Origin of the sequence: Marivirga sp. (assembly GCF_051117495.1) — a bacterium.
Taxonomy (GTDB): domain Bacteria; phylum Bacteroidota; class Bacteroidia; order Cytophagales; family Cyclobacteriaceae; genus Marivirga.
On record NZ_JBNPEF010000004.1, the window covers coordinates 524,204 to 543,425 of the forward strand.

Below are 19,222 nucleotides of genomic sequence, written 5' to 3' on the forward strand. Positions count from 1 at the left end.
AAATGAAGGTTCAAGATATTAAAGTAAAGATTTATAATAGAAGCTTAAATGAAAAAAATCACATATAAAGCTTTTTGCCTTTTATCCTATCTAAAACCTCTTCGGGCACTAAATATTTCACCGAACGATTATTTTTTATGGATTTTCTGATAAAGGTCGCAGATATATCCATCATCGGTGCTTCCACAAAACGTACATTTTCATGATTTTCCAATGATGATTTTTTAGCATTTGGCCTAGGGTAAACCAACAAGCCGTAATCCCTTAAGATTACATCACTATTTTTCCATTTTGGGAAACTCTTCAAATTATCTTCCCCAATAATTAATCTAAAATGATGATTGGGGTTTTGATCGGTCAGATAGGCTAAGGTATCGCAAGTATAACTTGGTTTGGGCATATTGAATTCAATATCCGTTACCTTCATATGAAAATTATCGGCAATAGCCGATTGTACCAGATCATAACGATCAAATTCATGAGCTAAGGAATTCTGTTTTTTGAATGGACTTTGCGGAGACACTACAAACCAAACTTCATCTACATCCGGCTCCTCCAACATGGTATTGGCAATAATCAAATGCCCCACATGAATGGGGTTAAAAGAACCAAAAAATAGGCCTATGTCTTTATTCATTTAGGTTTGATTTAATTTTCAAAATTTCCATAAGAAGCTATGATAAATTACACCTCTATTAACTCAAGTAACACCCCTATAATCCCCTCAAGGGGATAGTCTCACAGATTTAAATTTGCATATATTACATTTTAATATTTCTCCACCACCAAATAAAATATTTGCAGTGATTTTTAATCAAGCATATCCTTTTTGATCATTGCGACTCCCCCCTTGAGGGGGGCGAAGGGGGGTGTCCCAATTCGTTAATATAATCCAAAATTGAATTTATGACATATTCTATGCTGTGCTTAACATCCAAATCATCAAACCTTAAAAAATTTACCCCGAAACTCTCAAGCCTTTTCTGTCTTTCAAAATCAAGTTGAATTGCCTCTTCGTAATCATGTGAAGAACCATCTATTTCAATTGCTAACATTAATTCATGACAATAGAAATCCACAATATAACAATCCATCGGAACCTGCCTATGAAACTGATAACCCAATCTCCTACCTTTAATTTGCTCCCACAGCAATATTTCGGACAAAGTGCTATTTTTTCTTAATCTTCTAGCCAAATCCTTAAGATATGGTTGATAGGGTATGATTTTATTTTTGGTCAAAACAATACGAATTTTACTTAAAATATACAGCTATTTAAGATTTTTCAATAAAATCAGCCACCATGTCCTCTGCTTTTTTGAGGGATGTCTCCAAATCCTCGTTGACTAAGGTAACATCAAACTCTTTTTCAAAAGTCATTTCAAATTTGGCTTTATAGAGTCTTTGGGATAAACTGGATGAAGACTCAGAATTTCGGTTTTTCAATCTTTCTTCTAATACCTCAAGTGATGGGACTTTCACAAAAACAGCCAAGGCATCATCACCAAAGTACTTTTTAAGTTTGAGTCCTCCTTTGACGTCCACATCGAAAATAACCGCTTTACCAGCATCCCAAATTCTTTGGACTTCTTCTTTTAGCGTACCATAAAAATTGCCTTCATAAACCTCCTCCCACTCCACAAACTCATCTTTATCAATACGCTTTTTGAATTCTTCCACGGTCAGGAAATAATAATCAACCCCATCTACTTCAGTTCTTCCTCTTTTATCTCGCGTGCAGGCAGAAATAGAGAATCCTAGCTCGGGATGTTTATCTAATAAATGTTGTACGATAGTAGTTTTACCAGCCCCTGATGGAGCCGAAAAGATAATGGCTTTACCGTTTTTTTTCATTTTAAGGAAGCGGTTTCGGAAATTTTACTTTGAATAGAGTTGGCTAAGCCTGTAGGGGAATTATTGGGTTTGATGTGATTTTTGAGACTGTCTTTGATAGTCTTACTTAATAGATATTCTTCTCTGCAATCCTCACATTTTTCTAAATGTTGCATTAATGTTTGATGTTGTTCTGGCGTTGCTTGTCCATCAATTACTAATTGTAATAATTCAGTACACGCTTGTTTTTGCTCAACTTCCATGGTTTGCTTGTTCATTAAAAAATTATGGCGGTTACCCTTTTCTTTGCAAATATGCCTAATGTTTTCTTCTACTAAAAATCTCTTTCAATTATTTTCGTTTATCCTTATAGCCTAAGGAACTAGCATATTGTTTTAATTTCTCTTTTAATAAATTCCTTGCCCTGTGCAATCTACTTCTTACGGTTCCAATGGGAATATCTAAAATTTTGGCCATTTCCTCATAAGTGAAGCCTTCCAAATCACACAAAATAATAACTGTTCTGAAATCTACATCCAATGAATTGAGTGCATTGGTGATTTCATCTCCAATTAAATGCTGAACAGTTTCCACCCTTAGGTCAGTGGTAATATTTTCATTCACAGAATCAGAATTGTAGAAAGTCTCTACTTCTTGGTAATCAACCTTATTAGGCTGTTTACTTTTCTTTCTGTAATTGTTAATAAAACTATTCTTCAAGATTCGAAACAGCCAAGCTTTGGCATTGGTTCCCGTTTCAAAAGAATTGATAAATCTATAGGCTTTCATAAAGGTTTCTTGCACCAAATCTTTGGCATCGTCCTCATCTAAAGTAAGCCTAAAGGCGAAATTATACATCGCATCAATATGAGGCATAAATTCCTCATTGAATACTCTTTTTTTATCTTTGCTTTCGTATGACATGCGCTCTCCCACAGAATAGTTTAATTATTGTATATAACCAAAAAATAGAGAGAAGGTTATGTTTTTCAGCACACAGTTAAGAAGCTATTTTATTAATTTATAATTTTTTGTTGTAAATAATTTCTTCCCTCCTAAAATATTATTCTCCACCCAAGTCAATAATTGCTTTTTCAACTTTTTAGTATTGGAAACGTCATGATCCAGTTTTGTTTTGGTAGTAAAATTTAATTCATCCTGCCAATCCATTGTTTTTATCCAGTCTTGTAGAACTTGAGGATGTGTACCTTTGAACTCTGGAAATCTTAACATGAAGCCATAATCAAAACTTTTTGGCTTTTGAAAATCATTTTCATCCACTTTATTGGAATGAATCTTACTTAAGGAAGCGGATTTTTTGGTCATCAATTTGGGAGGACGAACCCAACCATAATGATAGATATAGGCATCTAATTTTTTCACTCCCAATTTATAAGTGCCTTCTTTCACTCTATAATTAATTCCATCAAAATTCGGAATCCTTCTAAATGATTGTGCCGATTTCCAACTATGAATATCTTTTTTATTTCTGACAATTCTTATCTCCCAAGGATACCATCCATGTTCATGCTGGAAATGATTATAGTCGCCCCAGAAATGAATGTATTTGAACAAAAATCCTTCTACACGTTCATCCTCAAGGTACATTTTGCATTTCTCCACAATTTCAGCATGGTATTTTTCATGCACTAGTTCGTCTGCTTGTAGGTAAAACAGCCAATCACCTGTGCAGGCTTCTTTTGCAATATCGGTTTGATGGGCATTTTCCATGCCTCTTGGATATTTTTCAGTATCCCAAACCGTATCAATTATCTTGATTTTGGGACTCCCCAATGATAAAATCAGTTCCCTGGTATTATCGTCAGGATCACAATCGCCCAATGCCACCACAAATTCATCCACTATGTCCAATATTGAAGCGATAGACTCCTTAATTGGGTAATACAGCTTACCTGCATTCTTTACCATGGTAAAGCCACTAATTTTCATCTAGCTTATATTTTAAATTTTACTTACTTTTTGACATCAGCACAATGATCAAAATCTGTCAGGTTATTGACCGCTATTAATAAAAAACATTACAATCGATAATACTGTAATTTTTTAAAACCTGACAGCTTTCATCTATATTTTAAACTTGCCAAAATAGAATTACTCAATTTCTTAAATTTTAAGTAATTTCGTATTTCACTTTTCTTACAAATCTTGGAAATATATGAATTCCCGTAATCAAGAACTCTATTTTCATGTTGGTCTTGGTAAAACCGCATCTACTTTTTTGCAATCTCGATTTTTCCCAAAATTAAGAGGTATCCACTATACCCCCTCGAACATCTACAGATTTTTTCCAAAAATAGTGAAAAAAGGGCAGTATGACAGATACTTGTTCTCTAGGGAATTTGACAGACAATTTTATACCGAAACCCAGAAAATAGCTGATCTTTCTAAAGACACAAATATAATTATCATTCTAAGAAGGCATGACAACTGGATTGCTTCCCAATACAGGAGGTATGTTAAAAACGGAGGCAAACAAGATTTTAAAGAATTTATAGATTTGGATAATGATAATGGGGCTTGGAAACAAAAGGACTTGTATTTTTATCCTATGCTCGAGTTTATAAAAGAAAGTTTTACTAAAAAGCCTTTGGTTTTATTTCATGAGGATTTAAGGAAAGATCCCGAAGAATTTCTAAATAAAATCGCACATTATTTAAAGGCCGAATTTTCACTCCATGATATTAACCTGAAACCTAAACATTCCGCTTATAGTGATCACCAGTTGAGATTAGTCAAGAAATACAGCCCAATTAATAAAGATCAGGAAACTCATTATGCCAATAGAGTGATAACATTTATCGTTTATCGTTCAAAATGGCTCATAAATCATTTGGTGCTTTATGGTGCTCAATTAATTCCCAGATCTAAATCAGCAACTTTAGTCAATTCAAACCATCAAAAAAAGGTGGCGGAATTTTATCAGGATGATTGGCGAAAATGCATTGAATTTGCTAAAATATATTCGGCATGAAGATAAGTGCTACCATTATAACCTTTAACGAGGAAGAAAATATCAAAAGATGCATAGATTCTGTGCTTGAAGTCGCTGATGAAATCGTGGTGGTGGATAGCTATTCCACTGATCAAACAGAGAAAATATGTAGTTCATTTGATCAGGTCAGATTTATTAAAAATGAATTTAAAGGGCATATTGAACAGAAAAACTTTGCCATTCAGCAAGCAGAGCATGAATGGATACTTTCTTTGGATGCTGACGAATGCTTAAGCGATAATTTGAAAACTGAAATAGAGAATATAAAATCTAAGACGGAAGATAAATTTCAAGCCTATTCAATGCCTCGATTAAACAATTATTGTGGACAATGGATCAGGCATAGTGGTTGGTATCCTGATAGGAAGGTGAGGTTATGGAACAGGAAAATGGGCAAATGGGGAGGTCATAACCCACATGATAGAGTCATTTTGGATAATGGCATTCAATCAGGCAAGCTCAATTCAAATTTATTACACTATACCATTGCTAGCTTAAGCGCACATATTAATCAAGTCAATAAATTTTCTGAAATTGCAGCTCTTCAATTATTTAATTCCAAGAAAAAACCTTCAGCCACTTTCAAAATGATATTTGATCCTCCTTTTATTTTTATCAAAAGATATATTTTACAACTAGGATTTTTGGATGGTTTTTATGGTTTAACCATTGCGGTAATTTCAGCGCAGGCAAAATTTTTAAAATACGCTAAATACAAACAGTTTAAATCTAAAAAATGAATATCCTTCATCTAAGTTCTGAATCAAGTTGGCGGGGAGGGGAGCAACAAATTGCTTACCTAATTGAAGAATTAGATAAAATGGGGATTAAACCGATTGTGGCCTGCAAGCCCGACTCAAGATTCGAAGCGCTTTGTATTGATAAAGGCTGGGAGCATTATACTTTGAAGATGAAAAATTCAACTGATGTAAAATCAGGCATTGGTCTTAAAAAATTATGTAAAAATTTATCAATTGATATTGTACATGCTCATAGTTCTCATTCCCATGGAACGGCCTATTTATCTTATTTATTGGGCAATAAAACACCTGTCGTTTTAACCAGAAGAGTAGATTTTGAATTAAAAAACAACTTTATTTCCAAGCACAAATACACCTTTCCTAAAATTAAAAAAATCGTTTGTGTTTCAGATGCCATAAAAGAAATCGTACTAAAGACCACAAAGCAAAGGGAAAAATGCATGACCATATACAGTGCAATCAATCATAAAAAGTTTGAGCCTTATATTGGAAATGATTTTCTGCGAAAGAAGTATAATATTGCTGATGAGATCACTTTAATCGGGAATACAAGTGCCATTGCTCCCCATAAAGATTATTATACTTTTGTGGATAGTGCCCAATATTATGTGCAGAATTTCGATCAAAAAGTGAAGTTTTTTGTCATTGGAAAGGGTGAATTAGAAAAAGAAATCAAGGATTATGTTAAAAACCGAAAGCTTGAAGAATATTTCATTTTCACAGGCTTTCAAAAAAATATCGAAGAGGTATTACCATCATTGGATATTTTCTTTATTAGTTCAAAAACAGAAGGATTGGGCACCAGTGTTATAGATGCTTTTGCTTCTAAAGTACCGGTGGTAGCTACAAAGGCCGGAGGCATTCCTGAATTGGTAAGGAATCTGGAAACAGGCCTAACCTCCAATATTAAGGATTTCAAAAATTTGGCTGAAGATTTGTTTCAGTTGAAAAAAGATAAAAAATTACAAAAGCAACTTATCAAAAATGCATATACATATTCCTTGCAGTTTAACACAAAATCAATGGCTGAAAAGTATTTGAATTTGTATCAAGAAATAAAATCAGAAAAGTGAAAAAAGCTTCCATCATTATATCCTTTTATAACCGAGTTGATCAATTACAATTGATACTTGCGGCATTAGAAAGACAGACTTTTCCTGATTTTGAAGTGATTATTTCTGATGACGGTTCAAATGAAGAGGCAGTAAATGAATTAGAAGAAATCATAAAGCAGTCTGATCTTAGCATCAAACATGTATGGCACCCTGATAATGGGTTTAATAAAACGAAAATTCTCAATAAATCTATTCTCAAAGCTGATTCAGACTATATAATCTTTATTGATGGAGACTGCGTTCCTGCCATTCATTTTATAGAAGACCATATTAAATACGCGAAAGAAAACAGGGTTGTGGTAGGAAGGCGAGTTGAATTATCAGATCAATTGAGCAAAAAAATATCTGAAAATTATATCCAATCAAGCGCTTTTGAAAACTTATGGCTACAGGCTTTAATCAATAGTTTTGATGGTGATACCCGAAAAGCGGAAGCTGGATTTAGAATTTCAAACAGATGGTTGAATGAAAAATTAGGCTCAAATAAAAAAGGAATTTTAGGTTGTAATTTTTCGCTTTCTAAAGCAATACTAATGAATATCAATGGATTCGATGAGCGCTATATTCATCCTGGTGTTGGTGAAGATACAGAAATAAGGGCTCGTCTTCAAAACGGTGGATACGAAATTTTCAAACCTAAATATGCCTTAATTCAATTTCATTTATGGCATAAGAAACAAAGCCGCGGTGGAGAAAAAGAAAATTTAAAACTACTTCAAGAAACCGTTGACAACCAATACATTAAGACTCCTTACGGGATAAAATCCTGACCAGAGGGCTATTTTTTTATACCAAAAAAATTTTTCAGCCTATATCTAAAATACTTTCCCCTATAGCTTTTCCTGTGTTTACCTAAAAACAAGAAATTCTCATTATCTCTCAAATTATCTGTGATGTAATGTGGTTTAAAATTCAGCTTCCAAGCAGTATAGTTAAAGCTCAATTGGTCTCTCTTGCTTCCTTTTTCCAATTCCAACCACCATTTTCCATTATTTTAACGACTTCAGGATCATGATGCCTTCGAATTAAAACAGCAGAAAAAATCAATCCATTATTTTTCGGGTAGTTTTCTGATTTATAGCGTTCGATTTGAGCTTTCATTATTTCGGGATCATCTCTAAAAAAACCTTTTTTTTTCCCTAACTTTAATAAAGATTCATACTCCTCATAAATACAGTCCCTAGCATCAGAACTTTGATTGTGGTCATAAATCATCATTTTATGTTCTTTCAACCCTGACAAAACAAAATCTGTAATATCTATTTTAGCAAGATAATTACCATCCATAAAAACAGAATATTCATAATCCTGAAGAAATAAATGAGGCAAGATTTTAAATCTTCTACTATTTCTAGGCGTATCCTCGAACTCAGGCTCAACATGAACCACTTTCCATATTTTAGATCTAAAAGGATGATCAGTAAAACAGATGTAATCCACACCGGAAATTTTTCTTTGAGGTATTAAATCATCGTAGGGGCCAAAAATGGCAGTATAAATTACTGAACTTATTTATGATAAACTTTAAATTAGCATTATTATAAATGGTTGAGAACCGCAGTAAGAGCGCCCATGAAAATCGCAATAAAAAAAGCCAAGCATTGCCTGGCTTTCTAAAACTTATATTGGATACTTTAGATAGCTATAGTTTATCTTTCTACTTTAAAGTTGACTCTTCTATTTTTAGCTCTATTTTCTCTAGTATCATTAGGATACGCAGGTTCCGTTTCTCCTTTACCCACATATTCTAAACGATCTTTATTAATTCCATTATCCGTTAAGTAATTAACCACGGATTGAGCTCTTTTCTCGGACAATACCTGATTGTATTCCTCAGGACCAGTACTATCAGTATGGCCGATTATAATCACCTCAATTTTGCTGTTATCTTCCAATACCTCTACCATTCTGTTTAATTCCGAAATACTGCTTGGTAAGAACTTATAACTATCAAATGCAAAGAATACATTATTTAACACGATTTCAGCCTTTTCTTTGATAGGAGCCATTATCATATCATTATTGAAGCTTTTGGATTCTTTTTGATTCGTTAAATCCACATTTTCACTAATTGGCAAATAGCCTTTTACTTTTGCAATGTATTGATATTCCTGACCAGCCGGCAAAGCAATTTTATATTCACCTGTAGTAGGGTCTGTTTGAACTTTCCCTACTTCTTTGCCATCTAATGTTTCATAAGATACAATTGCATCCAACGGTTCCTGAGTTTCGGCATCTACTACCCTTCCTGATATGGTGATTACCGGATTTAATTCATTGAATAATGGCATTGGTAGTCTGTAAATGTCCATATCTCCCAGAGAATCTTCTTTGGTATAATAAGCATAATTACCTTCAGCTGGCATACTAAAGAATAAATCATCTCCATTTGAATTTACTTGAGGACCCATGTTATAAGGTTCGCTCCAATTTTGCCAAGTATCATCCAATCTTTGAGTCATATATATATCACTCTTTCCAAAACCTATATATCCAGAAGAAGAAAAGAATAGCGTTTTGTCATCGGCCGCAAGAAATGGAGAGGTTTCATCCGTGGCAGTATTCACATTAGCTCCCAAGTTCATAGGGGCAGTCCAAGTTCCATCTCTTTTCTCGAAACTAACATACAAATCTCTGTCGCCATAAGAATCATCTCTCTTTAAGGACATGATCAATGTTTTCCTACTATTCGCTAGATAAAAATTAGCTTTTTCAGACATATTATAAAAATCATCTATTTTCAGACTTTCAGGTTTTGACCAGCTTTCTCCTTCTTTAGATGAAACAGATACACCTGAAAACATTTTACCTTTCTTTTCATCGTATTCGTTTCCGATAAGTAACACTAAAGTATTGCCATCAGGTGTAATGGAGCTTACCCAGTTGGGTCCATCACTATTCAATGGTTCTCCTAAATTTTTAGCTTCTTTCCATTCATTGGTTAACGTATCCAAATCACTTACCCATATATCTTCATAATCTTCAATTCCGCCAATATTATCAGGATGAAATTTTCTTCCAAAGAACAACTGTCTCCCATCAGGACTCAATATCGGTTTTAATTCTTCATAAGGGCTATTGACTTTTTCATCCAAACGCTCCGATACCAACTCCTCTTTAACATTTGGCACCAATTCCAACTGTAAATCAATAGGGGTTTCAGAATCAGTAATTCCAATTGCATCAATACTATAGTAGCCGGGTACTGCACCGCCATCAAATTCTAATTTCACTGCCGCAACATTAAATTCCGTAAGCTCTGTAAACAATCTCAAAAATCTACCGGGTTGATTTACAATTACAGGTTCTCTTTCAATCATGAGATATTCATTTCCAGCTTCATCATAAAAGAATATCTTAGTTAGAGCACTTGGGTTATATGACTCCGCAATGGCAATTTGTCTAATCGGCTTAGGGTTATCGAAACCTACTTTTACAAACTCCTGTCTTCCAGGTCTGTTAGGAGTCCAAGCACTTGGGCTTCCTTCACCCCAAGGATATACATTAGGTTTTCCGAGTAATTGCTTTACTGAATATTGAGTCTCTTCCAATTCAGATGAAAACTCAATTACCCTATCTGCCCAATTAGTGTCTTGAGCTTTAGAATAAAAAAATGTTGAAAAAGATGCTAGTAGTACTAATAATAGTTTTTTCATTTTAATATATTATTCTGTCTTCAATATTCGAGCTTCCACTCTTCTATTGTTTAGTTTTGCCTCTGCTGTATTTTCCTTACTTAATGGTTGGGTGCCTCCAAATGCTTTGGTTTTGATTCTATCTGGACTTACGGATTTAGAGGTTAAATAAGATTTCACAGCTTTAACTCTTCTCTCGCTTAATCTCATATTGGCAGATGAACTACCTCTAAAATCTGTATGCCCTTCTAACTGAATTTCCATATTAGGATATTCATTTAACATATTTAATAATTTATCCAGTTCTGAATAAGAACCTTCCAAAATTTCTGCTTTGCTTTGCTTAAAGTTTATATCTAACCTTAAAATTGAACCTGCACCAGAAGGCATCAGGCTAAATATTAATGGTTCGTTTTCAGGTCTGACCTCAATTTCTTCCTCAACTGCAATGTAACCTTTAGCTTCTACTTTTACTTTATACGCTTTATTTTCTTTAACTTTAAATGAAAAATCACCTGTCTCAGCATCAGAATGGAACACTCTGATATCTGCTCCATAAGGTAAACTTTCCAATGTTAAAGTAGCCTCAATTGGCCCTTCCAATGCTTTATTAATTACTTTTCCTTCCAAATCCACCCAGTTCATACCTGGCTGTGCGATAACCAATTGAATGGAAAACGTAAAGATAATATTTAATATAAAGAACAAACCTTTCATATAGTAATTTCTTTTGATTTTTTATGAAAATAATTGTGCAAAACTAAGTTTTAATATCGGAATGCATAAAATTATTCGATGAAAATGACAGAATTCTATTCGAGTGGCTTCTTATTATACATCAAATAGCCAATATTGAAAAGAAGTAAAAAAGGGGAATTATCTTCATAATAATGAGCTGATAAACTAATAGGCCCAATTGGAGATTTATAAAATAAGGCTCCCATGGCTGAAAGATGGTAATCAGGAATAAGCCCTGTCATATTTGTTACATCTGCATTTTCTTCCCACTTGAAAAAGGGTTTGAATGCATGGCCTTCTATTCTAAAATTGAAATTTTTATAAAGCTCAATTTGATATTTTAGCCCGCCAGCAAGGAAAACCGGGGCTCTGAAATTTTCTAAGTAAAGCCCCTGACTTTCAAAGGTAGGTAAATAAGTAGGTGTGTTTAAAAGGGTGGCTCTATAATTACTAAAAGCCTTAATTGAACTTGCCTTTGTTGTAATTGAAAAACCGATATCCCCATATTTCAACGGAAAATATCGCTCCAATTCTGCCTCCAATTGAAACCAGTTATGTAATTGCTCATTTTGATCAATTTCAGTTGTTGATCCTGGCTCAAATAATTCATTGCCATAATTATGAGACAAGCTAAATCCATATTTTATGCCTTCTGATGGAAATAATTTTCGATTTAAATCGGCATAATTCAAAGAAATTTGATGATGTAACCCATAAAATCTGTTGAAATCCAATGTATCGGAAGAAATATAATTTTCTCGATTAGTATATTCATTGACCTTTCGTAATAAACTACTCTTCAATTCTATTTTCATTTTATCAAAAATGGGCGCCCCAATATTGATCCCATAATTTCTATCAAATTGATTGATGGGAGACACTCTTCTATTATCTAAAAAATTGCCCGTATTTAAATAATCCCATCCATTATAATGAAAAAAAGGCGTCACATAAAATTGATATCCGAAAGGAAGATGAAGCTTCAAATTATATTGAAAGGATTTATAAAATTGACCGATATTTAATGAGGTGCTATGATTAAACAATAAATAATTCAGATGGTCATAGCCAGCACCTAAATAAAAATTGCTCAAACCAGAAGTAGCTACGTTCCCTCCAATTTGAAGCCTGATATTTTGTTCGCCTTCGGATGACAAATTAAAGGAATATGCTTCTTTTTTCTTGTTATAAGCTATTTTAGGGAATACTGTGTTGAAATAGGGGTCCGCAATCAACTTATAGTAATTTCGTCTTACTTCTGAAATATCTAATTCAGATTTATTTTCAGGATTGATGATTTTATTAATATATTTCTTTTCTCCAGGCCTGAAATTCGTATAATTAAAATCTGAGAATTTAAGTGGCTTTATCTCTTTTTTAAATTCTTGCCTTAAATTTTCAAATTCTTGATGACTCCTTCTTTTCGTGATTTTCTCCAGAATTTCAGGCATTTTTCTCATCGCTTCTGCATACCCGCTGTCAATTATGGCTCCTGCCCTATTAAAATCAAAACCAGTAATGTTATCTGTATTTGGCTCAAGGAATATACCGGAATCACCCAAATCATTCGGATTTACTTTATCCATAATCATAAAAAGCAATGAATTGGATATCAACTTTTTATCATCTTCAGGATAATCCTCAAATATTTTAGTAGCTACATTTACCCCTATTGAAATATCAGGATCAAATTTTTCATTTAATCTTTTTGCAGGGAAATTATCATAAATGCCTCCATCAAAAATATATTCTCCATTAATTTTGACTGGTCTATAGACAAAAGGTACGGACATGGTAGCCCTTAAAGCCTGTCCCAAATTACCTTTATCCATATATACTGATTTTTGAGTAAAAATCTCGGCTCCTACAGCTGTGAAAGGATAAAGAAGATTTGAGAAATTTTCATCGGCTATTTGATTGGCTTGCGCTGTATATTCACCTAGAGCAAAATTTAAGATTAAATCATTTGCCAACGAAGGACGCAGATTAGCTTCAAAAGTGGAATCAACTCCTAAATTGATCTCCAGCCATTCCGGGCTTGGATTACCTCTATAATAATAAGTATTGAAATCATATGGAAATTTCCCGTCTATCCAATTTTGAAAATTTTTGGATCGTGCTATAGAATCAATTTCCTTAGGGCTATAACCAGCAGCATAAAAAGCACCTACAACCCCACCCATTGAGGTGCCCATTACATAATCAATTGGGATTCCATTTTCTTCCAAGGCTTTTAATACCCCAACATGAGCTAACCCTTTTGCTCCGCCACCACTTAAAACCAATCCAACTTTCTGCGAATAAATATTTTGCTGAAATATTAAAAATAGGAATAAAAGCAATAGCTTTTTATAGAAATACATTTCAGTTGGGTTTATCTGTTTGTTGAATTTTCATTCAAAAGATAAAGAACCAAAATTGATTTTATTGCATGCCGGCCATTAAAACTTCTTCTTCACTTTCAGGATAAGAAATCTCATCTAGCTTAGATTTGATATAACCCTTATATCGATTAAAATTAGATAGGTATTCTTCTTTTATTGGTTCGGATGGAGGCAAATCAACTTTCATAGCATCTACTTGCTTTCCATTTTTCCAGAATCGATAACATAAATGAGGCCCTGTGGCTAAACCTGTTTTCCCAACATAACCAATCAATTGACCTTGTTTTACTTTCACACCCGGTCTAATTCCTTTGGCAATCCTATTCATGTGCAAATACTGCGTGGAATAGGTTGCATTATGGCGAATTTTCACATTTCTCCCGTTATATTTTTCATATAATGATTTAGTGATAACACCATCTCCTGCCGCATATATTGGGGTTCCCGTTGGTGCGGCATAGTCAGTGCCCAAATGAGCCTTATATCTTTTTTGTACAGGATGAAATCTTTTGGCTGTATATCTTGAACTAATTCGGGTAAACTTTACAGGATATCTTAAAAACGCTTTCCTTAAACTTTTACCTTCTTCATCAAAATAATCAACCCCATCCCCTTGATCGAATGCAACTGATAAAAATGGGTTATTGTAATGAATTAATTCAGCTCCAAGTATTTCTTCAACCCCAACTGATTTTCCCTCGATTGTTCTTTCCGTAAATAAAACTTTGAATTGATCACCAGGATAAATTTTAGTAAAATCAATCTGCCAACCGTACATATCGGCAACCAAATCGACCAATTCAGGTGTACCTCCATTTTTTAGAATCTCCTCATAAAGTGAGGATTGTATAGTACCACTAATGGCTTTCTCTTTTATTTCAACTGGTCTTTTCTCAACATAAACATTAATAGAGTCCTTTAGATTGAAGACAACATATTCTTCGGGATTAGGCTCATATACCAAAGCCGCTGCTGATGCCAATGAATCTTCTTCTTGGTATATTACTGTGTATTTTTTGTTAGGGGCTATTTTTCTAACATCAAAAACATTTTTGGCCACATTAGCTAATTGAAATATTGTTTGATGTGATACATTATAGGCTAAAAGTATATCCGAAATACTTTGATTGCGCTTTACAGCATGTTCTTGAACTTGAAATGAATCTACCACCATACCATAAAGGATGGTAGGATCGGGCTTTAATACTTCAGATGGTATTGAATCATATTCAACCTTGGCTTTTTCCTCCAGATTTGTGGTGGCGTAATACTCAAAAACAAAAAAATAGGTTAGTAAACCTAAAACCAATAAAATGAGTGCGCTAAAAATTTTTCTATTCATTTCTGTTTAAACTATGAAGTTTGTATTGCAATATTATTATATTTTTCTAAAAACCAATGAATTAGATACTTTATTTTAAAGTAATTGTTTAATTTTTTATGTAGTAATTCCTTTTTGAATACATAAAAAGCCATTAAAAACATTTGGAATAAGCCGAAACTAATACAAAAAAGCCGATTTCCAATCAGTATGAGCCAAAAAATCTTCTAATGAACCACTCACTAAACAATAATAACAGTATCATTATATAAGGAAGAAAATTTTGATGAAATGGAATAACCTCAGATTTTCCACTTAACGCTTTAGGGTAATCTTTTGAATACAAATAAGTTTTTAATGATTCTAATTGATTTTTTTGATAAAAATCGCCTTCATTTTTCTTGGCCAATCTTCTCATTAAATTGAAATCAGCCTGCAAGTTTTGGCTTTCAATGTCAAATTCATCCACCACAAATTGTCCAGCGACCTCAAATTTTTTGCCTTGGATATTTGTTTTGGCAATGTATTCATATACTCCTCCTTGCAAATTCCCAACTTCAAAATCGGGCTTCAATCTATTAGGAGTGAATTCATAATTTACAGCGCTATCATTTTCATTCTTTATAGTCAAGCTAACAGGTACACCATAAATTCTATCAAACACCTCATTATACATTTCTATTTGAAATTTCACGATTTCATTATCGGCAAAAGCTTCTTTTATTGGAAATGTCTTAAATCTGTCTTTTTGATTATCGGCCGTTAAATAGCGAATAGTTTTCATCACCCAATCATCAAAAAGCTTAAAATCCTGGGTGTTTAAAAACTCTACCATTCTCCAAATTCTAAAGTTTTGAATTAACAAAGTAGCTTGCCTTATTTCATCATCATTGTAAAATACAAATACCGGTTGTTGTGTTTTCACATTACCCACTTGCTTCATCATAAGCGTTTTTGACAAGGGGTGAAATTGATGATCCACGAAAGGCATATAAACGGGAGGAAGTTTCTCTTGTATTTCCATTTGCTCAGAATTCAATTCAAAAAGGTCAAATTTGGAATTAAAATAGGCAAAAGCCTCGTCTTTTTCATTTGAAGGCCTTAAATCAACTGATTTATTGAGCTCGTTATGCAATTGATAATTTAAATTTGAGCCATTAATAAACCAGAGCGGAGTGCCTGCATTTTTCAGTTTATTGATTTCCGATATAAATGCATTGGAGTTACTAGGCAAATGAAATAAAATGGCTAAATCGTAGTCCTCTATATTTTCAAGCTGTTCGTTATCAATTCCATTAATGACCATTTTAAATTCATAATTATCATTTTGAGTGATGGAAGCAGACAAAGCTTTTATATCAGGATGTGGGTAAGGAGCCAACAGCAAAATACTTTTTTTACCTTCCACTATGTTGATATAAGCATTTTTCTCATTATTATTGGGATTAAACTCATTTTCTAAGGATTCTATTTCAATTTTATAATCTTGAAAGCCAGTGCTCTTTGCCTCCACCAGAAATTGTACTGTTTTCAGCTCATCATTTCTCTCAAATAGAATGGTTTTTTGAGCGATTTGCTTACCCCTTTTACTCAATTTTAGAATTGAACTCTCTCCTGAAAAACCATTTTGCATAACATCCACTTCAATTGGAAATTGGTTTCCTTCATAGGCTACTTTATTATACCTTACTTGCTGTAAAGCGATATCTTTCTTTTGAGTAGTATCTCCTAATCCAACAGTTGACAATTGAAAGGGAAAAGCATAATAGTCGGGTGATATTCCTTTATTGTAAATACCATCCGAAAAAAGTACAACCTCAGCAATCAGCTTATTACCAGTCTTTTCCGACACATTTTTTATGGCATTATTTAAAGGGCTTTCATTTCTGCTATTATCAATACTGTCCAGATCAGATAGCGTATTGCCCGAAAGCCCAATTATAGGAACGTCAACACCTTTTTCATTTTCCAAATCTTGTTTTAATTCCTTAATGGATTGAAAATAAGCTTGTAAATTCTCTTCGCTTTTTTCTAAAGATTCAGAATCATCCCATAAAAAAACAATATTCAGGTTTTCGCTTTCCGTTTTTTGAACATTAATAAATGGCTCCAAAAATAAATAGGCAATAATGCTTACAGCTAATGTACGTAGCACAAACAACACCTTATTCCAAGTAGGACTCCATGGGCTTTTCTTTTTACTGTAAAGCAAATAAGCATAACCCAGGCCCATTAATATAAAAATAATCAGCCAATAAGGTGAGTAGGTAGTGTTTAGCATATCAGAAAGCCAATTTTATCATTATTAGTCATTAATAAAAGGGATTTTTAAAAGCATTTATAATTATTAGCGCTTTGCAACCAATGCTTTTCCTGATAAATAAGGTATTACATCATAAATACTTTCTTGAATACAAAATTCAATATCCTTCACCACATCCAATTTTGCGAGTCTTTTCGCATGTGAAGAGTCCTGCATATAAGCCATCATATCTTTTTTAGCCGTTAGATACATGGCTTCTGCTGCTAAAGGAGCATCACAAGCAAATTCAAAATAATTTTTTAATCGATGGCACAATGCCCCAGCAAACAAAGTATCCTCCAAATTGAACTTCCCTTTCCAACCCGCACATAATACTATAATATCTTCTTCTTTGTTTTGAAGATAAGCTGTTAATACGCCTAAATTCAAAAATGCCCCTATTAATATTTCTTTAGCGGCCAAACTTTTATTAATGGCTAAAGTCCCATTAGTGGTAGTCACAGCTATTTTTTCTCCCTTCACTTTCTCCTCCAAATATTCAAATGGAGAATTGCCCATGTCAAAACCCGTTGCTTTACTGCCGTTTCTTTCGGCTGCAGCCAAATACCCCTGGTTTTGCAAGTCCTTGCACTCCTCTAAAGTGGATACTGGCACAATTTCTTTCACTCCATTTGCAAAGCCACTTACCATGCAGGAAGAAGCCCGTAAAATATCTATCACTACTACAATTTTCTCTTTCAGATCATATTGCTGTAAAAGCTCAGGGGTTAAGCAAACGTCTATATTTTTCATATTCAAAAAATTTCAAGCGAAAATCTAAACTTTCTATTAACTGTAATAACAAATTTCAAAATATTATTAAAAGATAAGGCTTGAATTTTAGCTGAAATAAAAAAACACTGTCATAAAAGTTGACAGTGTTTCAATCGAATATATCGAGCGAATTTAAACTCCGCTACTTCATTTTGATTTCTTTTTATTGATTAAGTTATCAAGAAATTTACCGGCTGCTTCTCTTCCACCTAATCCAAAGGCAAGTGCAAAGGCAACTGATGCCGCACCAAGTGTTAGTGCAAAGGCAAGATTTACAACATCTTCACCAAGTCCCATAGTGTTCAATGCAATGGAAATAAATAAACCCCACACCGCAAATCTTGCAATATTTGCAACCCATTTACCATTATCTGAGCTAGATACGGTTTTGTAAGCAAATTGAGCAAGGGCATTACCAATAGCTAAAATAACCAGCCCTAAGAATATATTTCCAGACAAAACCAATAGCCCGTCAAGTGCCTCAGACAAGACACTCATCTCGAGTTTCTCGACTGCTGATATCACACCTGCAAAAATGATGAAAAAGTAAATAAGGTTTCCCATCAATTTAGCAAGCGATTTATCTTCTCCTAATACCTTGTTCAGGTACATCTTCTTAGACAAACCATCCAAGTTTACATTTTTCATTAACTCTACTATTGCGTCAACAACAAATCGACCTCCTATAAAAAAAACAAGTAAAATCACTACCGCACCTAAAATATTAGGGATGGCAGCCAACAACTCATCAAGCATTGCTGTTGCTGGTTCAGATATTACTTTCATATTCAGTGTATCAAGCGCAACGATTATGATAGGTACAAAAACAAGTAGAAACACCAATTGCTTGATAATTGCCTCAATATTTATTGAACTTTTTACACCTGCTTTTTCGGTGATTTTCAAAATCTGACCAGAGAAAAAAGCTATGGCTTGCGAACAGAGGTTGGCAATTGCATAACCTGCATAAATGATAATGGCTGCTGCAAAGATGTTAGGCAAGTACAATAATACTTTATCCAACATATCAGAAAGCGGGATTAATACGCCCTCCAGCCCCATATAGTCCAAGACCATTAACAATGCATAAATGATCAAAATATAATAGATGATGCTGGCAACAAACTTGTCTATCCTAAAATCTAAACCAAACTTGCTCCCCACTTTTTCGTCAAATGAAGCTTTTTTAAATAGATATAAGATAAACCTTTTTATAGCACCTGCTATGATAAAACCCAAAACAAGAACCAAAACAGCTGCTATAATATTTGGAATAGCAAGTCCCGTCTCTTGCATTAAGGAATCAAAAAAACTTTGTACAGAATCAATCATAGTATTTGAATTTG

Annotated in this window: 18 protein-coding genes; 4 read left to right on the forward strand and 14 right to left on the reverse strand. The window is 33.7% G+C overall.

Annotation, left to right across the window (positions count from 1 at the left end; all coding sequences use genetic code 11):
* Nucleotides 1–58: 58 nt before the first annotated feature.
* The 6 genes from nadD to ACFE0M_RS03415 all read right to left on the reverse strand — a co-directional run bounded on the left by nadD (nt 59) and on the right by ACFE0M_RS03415 (nt 3,783).
* Nucleotides 59–637 (reverse strand): nicotinate (nicotinamide) nucleotide adenylyltransferase, encoded by a 579-nt coding sequence (nadD, locus tag ACFE0M_RS03390; RefSeq protein ID WP_434544331.1) that lies wholly within the window; start codon nt 635–637, stop codon nt 59–61.
* Between the two features lie 196 nt (nt 638–833).
* Nucleotides 834–1,241, reverse strand: a complete 408-nt coding sequence (locus tag ACFE0M_RS03395; protein WP_434544332.1) for an endonuclease domain-containing protein — start codon at nt 1,239–1,241, stop codon at nt 834–836.
* 34 nt (nt 1,242–1,275) lie between these two features.
* Nucleotides 1,276–1,854 (reverse strand): guanylate kinase, encoded by a 579-nt coding sequence (gmk, locus tag ACFE0M_RS03400; protein WP_434544333.1) that lies wholly within the window; start codon nt 1,852–1,854, stop codon nt 1,276–1,278.
* Nucleotides 1,851–2,111, reverse strand: coding sequence for an anti-sigma factor family protein (locus ACFE0M_RS03405; protein ID WP_434544334.1), 261 nt, complete (start codon nt 2,109–2,111; stop codon nt 1,851–1,853). Before ACFE0M_RS03405 ends, gmk begins: the two co-directional genes overlap by 4 nt.
* Nucleotides 2,112–2,184: 73 nt before the next feature.
* Nucleotides 2,185–2,757, reverse strand: a complete 573-nt coding sequence (locus ACFE0M_RS03410; protein WP_434544335.1) for a sigma-70 family RNA polymerase sigma factor — start codon at nt 2,755–2,757, stop codon at nt 2,185–2,187.
* An 84-nt stretch (nt 2,758–2,841) separates the two neighbouring features.
* The gene (locus ACFE0M_RS03415; protein ID WP_434544336.1) at nt 2,842–3,783 is read right to left on the reverse strand and encodes a glycosyltransferase family 2 protein; all 942 of its coding nucleotides are present in this window, start codon (nt 3,781–3,783) and stop codon (nt 2,842–2,844) included.
* A 226-nt stretch (nt 3,784–4,009) separates the two neighbouring features.
* Here ACFE0M_RS03415 and ACFE0M_RS03420 point away from each other — a divergent pair, with 226 nt between their 5' ends.
* The 4 genes from ACFE0M_RS03420 to ACFE0M_RS03435 are packed head-to-tail and all read left to right on the forward strand — an operon-like array spanning nt 4,010 to nt 7,492.
* A complete protein-coding gene (locus tag ACFE0M_RS03420; protein ID WP_434544337.1) occupies nt 4,010–4,825 on the forward strand; it encodes a hypothetical protein in 816 nt (271 codons plus the stop codon).
* Nucleotides 4,822–5,586 carry a glycosyltransferase family 2 protein gene (locus ACFE0M_RS03425; RefSeq protein WP_434544338.1) on the forward strand — a complete coding sequence of 255 codons (765 nt, stop codon included), beginning with the start codon at nt 4,822–4,824 and terminating at the stop codon, nt 5,584–5,586. Before ACFE0M_RS03420 ends, ACFE0M_RS03425 begins: the two co-directional genes overlap by 4 nt.
* Nucleotides 5,583–6,680 carry a glycosyltransferase gene (locus ACFE0M_RS03430; protein WP_434544339.1) on the forward strand — a complete coding sequence of 366 codons (1,098 nt, stop codon included), beginning with the start codon at nt 5,583–5,585 and terminating at the stop codon, nt 6,678–6,680. The genes ACFE0M_RS03425 and ACFE0M_RS03430 overlap by 4 nt, the downstream gene beginning before the upstream one ends.
* Nucleotides 6,677–7,492 carry a glycosyltransferase gene (locus tag ACFE0M_RS03435; protein ID WP_434544340.1) on the forward strand — a complete coding sequence of 272 codons (816 nt, stop codon included), beginning with the start codon at nt 6,677–6,679 and terminating at the stop codon, nt 7,490–7,492. Before ACFE0M_RS03430 ends, ACFE0M_RS03435 begins: the two co-directional genes overlap by 4 nt.
* Nucleotides 7,493–7,661: 169 nt before the next feature.
* Here ACFE0M_RS03435 and ACFE0M_RS03440 read toward each other — a convergent pair whose 3' ends face one another.
* From ACFE0M_RS03440 to ACFE0M_RS03475, 8 genes are all read right to left on the reverse strand, one after another.
* Nucleotides 7,662–8,162, reverse strand: a complete 501-nt coding sequence (locus ACFE0M_RS03440; protein ID WP_434544341.1) for a glycosyltransferase domain-containing protein — start codon at nt 8,160–8,162, stop codon at nt 7,662–7,664.
* 209 nt (nt 8,163–8,371) lie between these two features.
* Nucleotides 8,372–10,378, reverse strand: a complete 2,007-nt coding sequence (locus tag ACFE0M_RS03445) for an OmpA family protein (protein ID WP_434544342.1) — start codon at nt 10,376–10,378, stop codon at nt 8,372–8,374.
* 9 nt (nt 10,379–10,387) lie between these two features.
* Nucleotides 10,388–11,074, reverse strand: a complete 687-nt coding sequence (locus ACFE0M_RS03450; protein ID WP_434544343.1) for an OmpA family protein — start codon at nt 11,072–11,074, stop codon at nt 10,388–10,390.
* Between the two features lie 95 nt (nt 11,075–11,169).
* Nucleotides 11,170–13,458, reverse strand: a complete 2,289-nt coding sequence (locus ACFE0M_RS03455; RefSeq protein ID WP_434544344.1) for a patatin-like phospholipase family protein — start codon at nt 13,456–13,458, stop codon at nt 11,170–11,172.
* A gap of 61 nt (nt 13,459–13,519) precedes the next feature.
* The gene (locus tag ACFE0M_RS03460) at nt 13,520–14,821 is read right to left on the reverse strand and encodes a peptidoglycan DD-metalloendopeptidase family protein (protein WP_434544345.1); all 1,302 of its coding nucleotides are present in this window, start codon (nt 14,819–14,821) and stop codon (nt 13,520–13,522) included.
* 184 nt (nt 14,822–15,005) lie between these two features.
* A complete protein-coding gene (locus ACFE0M_RS03465) occupies nt 15,006–17,081 on the reverse strand; it encodes a hypothetical protein (protein ID WP_434544346.1) in 2,076 nt (691 codons plus the stop codon).
* A gap of 66 nt (nt 17,082–17,147) precedes the next feature.
* Nucleotides 17,148–17,855 (reverse strand): 2-phosphosulfolactate phosphatase, encoded by a 708-nt coding sequence (locus ACFE0M_RS03470; protein WP_434544347.1) that lies wholly within the window; start codon nt 17,853–17,855, stop codon nt 17,148–17,150.
* A 168-nt stretch (nt 17,856–18,023) separates the two neighbouring features.
* Nucleotides 18,024–19,208, reverse strand: coding sequence for a mechanosensitive ion channel (locus ACFE0M_RS03475; RefSeq protein WP_434544348.1), 1,185 nt, complete (start codon nt 19,206–19,208; stop codon nt 18,024–18,026).
* Nucleotides 19,209–19,222 lie beyond the last annotated feature (14 nt).

Excerpts from the sequence above, each read along its gene's own strand:
- nadD (WP_434544331.1), bottom strand. The coding sequence starts at position 637 with ATGAATAAAGACATAGGCCTATTTTTTGGTTCTTTTAACCCCATTCAT.
- gmk (WP_434544333.1), bottom strand. The coding sequence starts at position 1,854 with ATGAAAAAAAACGGTAAAGCCATTATCTTTTCGGCTCCATCAGGGGCT.
- ACFE0M_RS03405 (WP_434544334.1), bottom strand. The coding sequence starts at position 2,111 with ATGAACAAGCAAACCATGGAAGTTGAGCAAAAACAAGCGTGTACTGAA.
- ACFE0M_RS03410 (WP_434544335.1), bottom strand. The coding sequence starts at position 2,757 with ATGTCATACGAAAGCAAAGATAAAAAAAGAGTATTCAATGAGGAATTT.
- ACFE0M_RS03415 (WP_434544336.1), bottom strand. The coding sequence starts at position 3,783 with ATGAAAATTAGTGGCTTTACCATGGTAAAGAATGCAGGTAAGCTGTAT.
- ACFE0M_RS03420 (WP_434544337.1), top strand. The coding sequence starts at position 4,010 with ATGAATTCCCGTAATCAAGAACTCTATTTTCATGTTGGTCTTGGTAAA.
- ACFE0M_RS03425 (WP_434544338.1), top strand. The coding sequence starts at position 4,822 with ATGAAGATAAGTGCTACCATTATAACCTTTAACGAGGAAGAAAATATC.
- ACFE0M_RS03430 (WP_434544339.1), top strand. The coding sequence starts at position 5,583 with ATGAATATCCTTCATCTAAGTTCTGAATCAAGTTGGCGGGGAGGGGAG.
- ACFE0M_RS03445 (WP_434544342.1), bottom strand. The coding sequence starts at position 10,378 with ATGAAAAAACTATTATTAGTACTACTAGCATCTTTTTCAACATTTTTT.
- ACFE0M_RS03450 (WP_434544343.1), bottom strand. The coding sequence starts at position 11,074 with ATGAAAGGTTTGTTCTTTATATTAAATATTATCTTTACGTTTTCCATT.
- ACFE0M_RS03455 (WP_434544344.1), bottom strand. The coding sequence starts at position 13,458 with ATGTATTTCTATAAAAAGCTATTGCTTTTATTCCTATTTTTAATATTT.
- ACFE0M_RS03460 (WP_434544345.1), bottom strand. The coding sequence starts at position 14,821 with ATGAATAGAAAAATTTTTAGCGCACTCATTTTATTGGTTTTAGGTTTA.
- ACFE0M_RS03465 (WP_434544346.1), bottom strand. The coding sequence starts at position 17,081 with ATGCTAAACACTACCTACTCACCTTATTGGCTGATTATTTTTATATTA.
- ACFE0M_RS03470 (WP_434544347.1), bottom strand. The coding sequence starts at position 17,855 with ATGAAAAATATAGACGTTTGCTTAACCCCTGAGCTTTTACAGCAATAT.
- ACFE0M_RS03475 (WP_434544348.1), bottom strand. The coding sequence starts at position 19,208 with ATGATTGATTCTGTACAAAGTTTTTTTGATTCCTTAATGCAAGAGACG.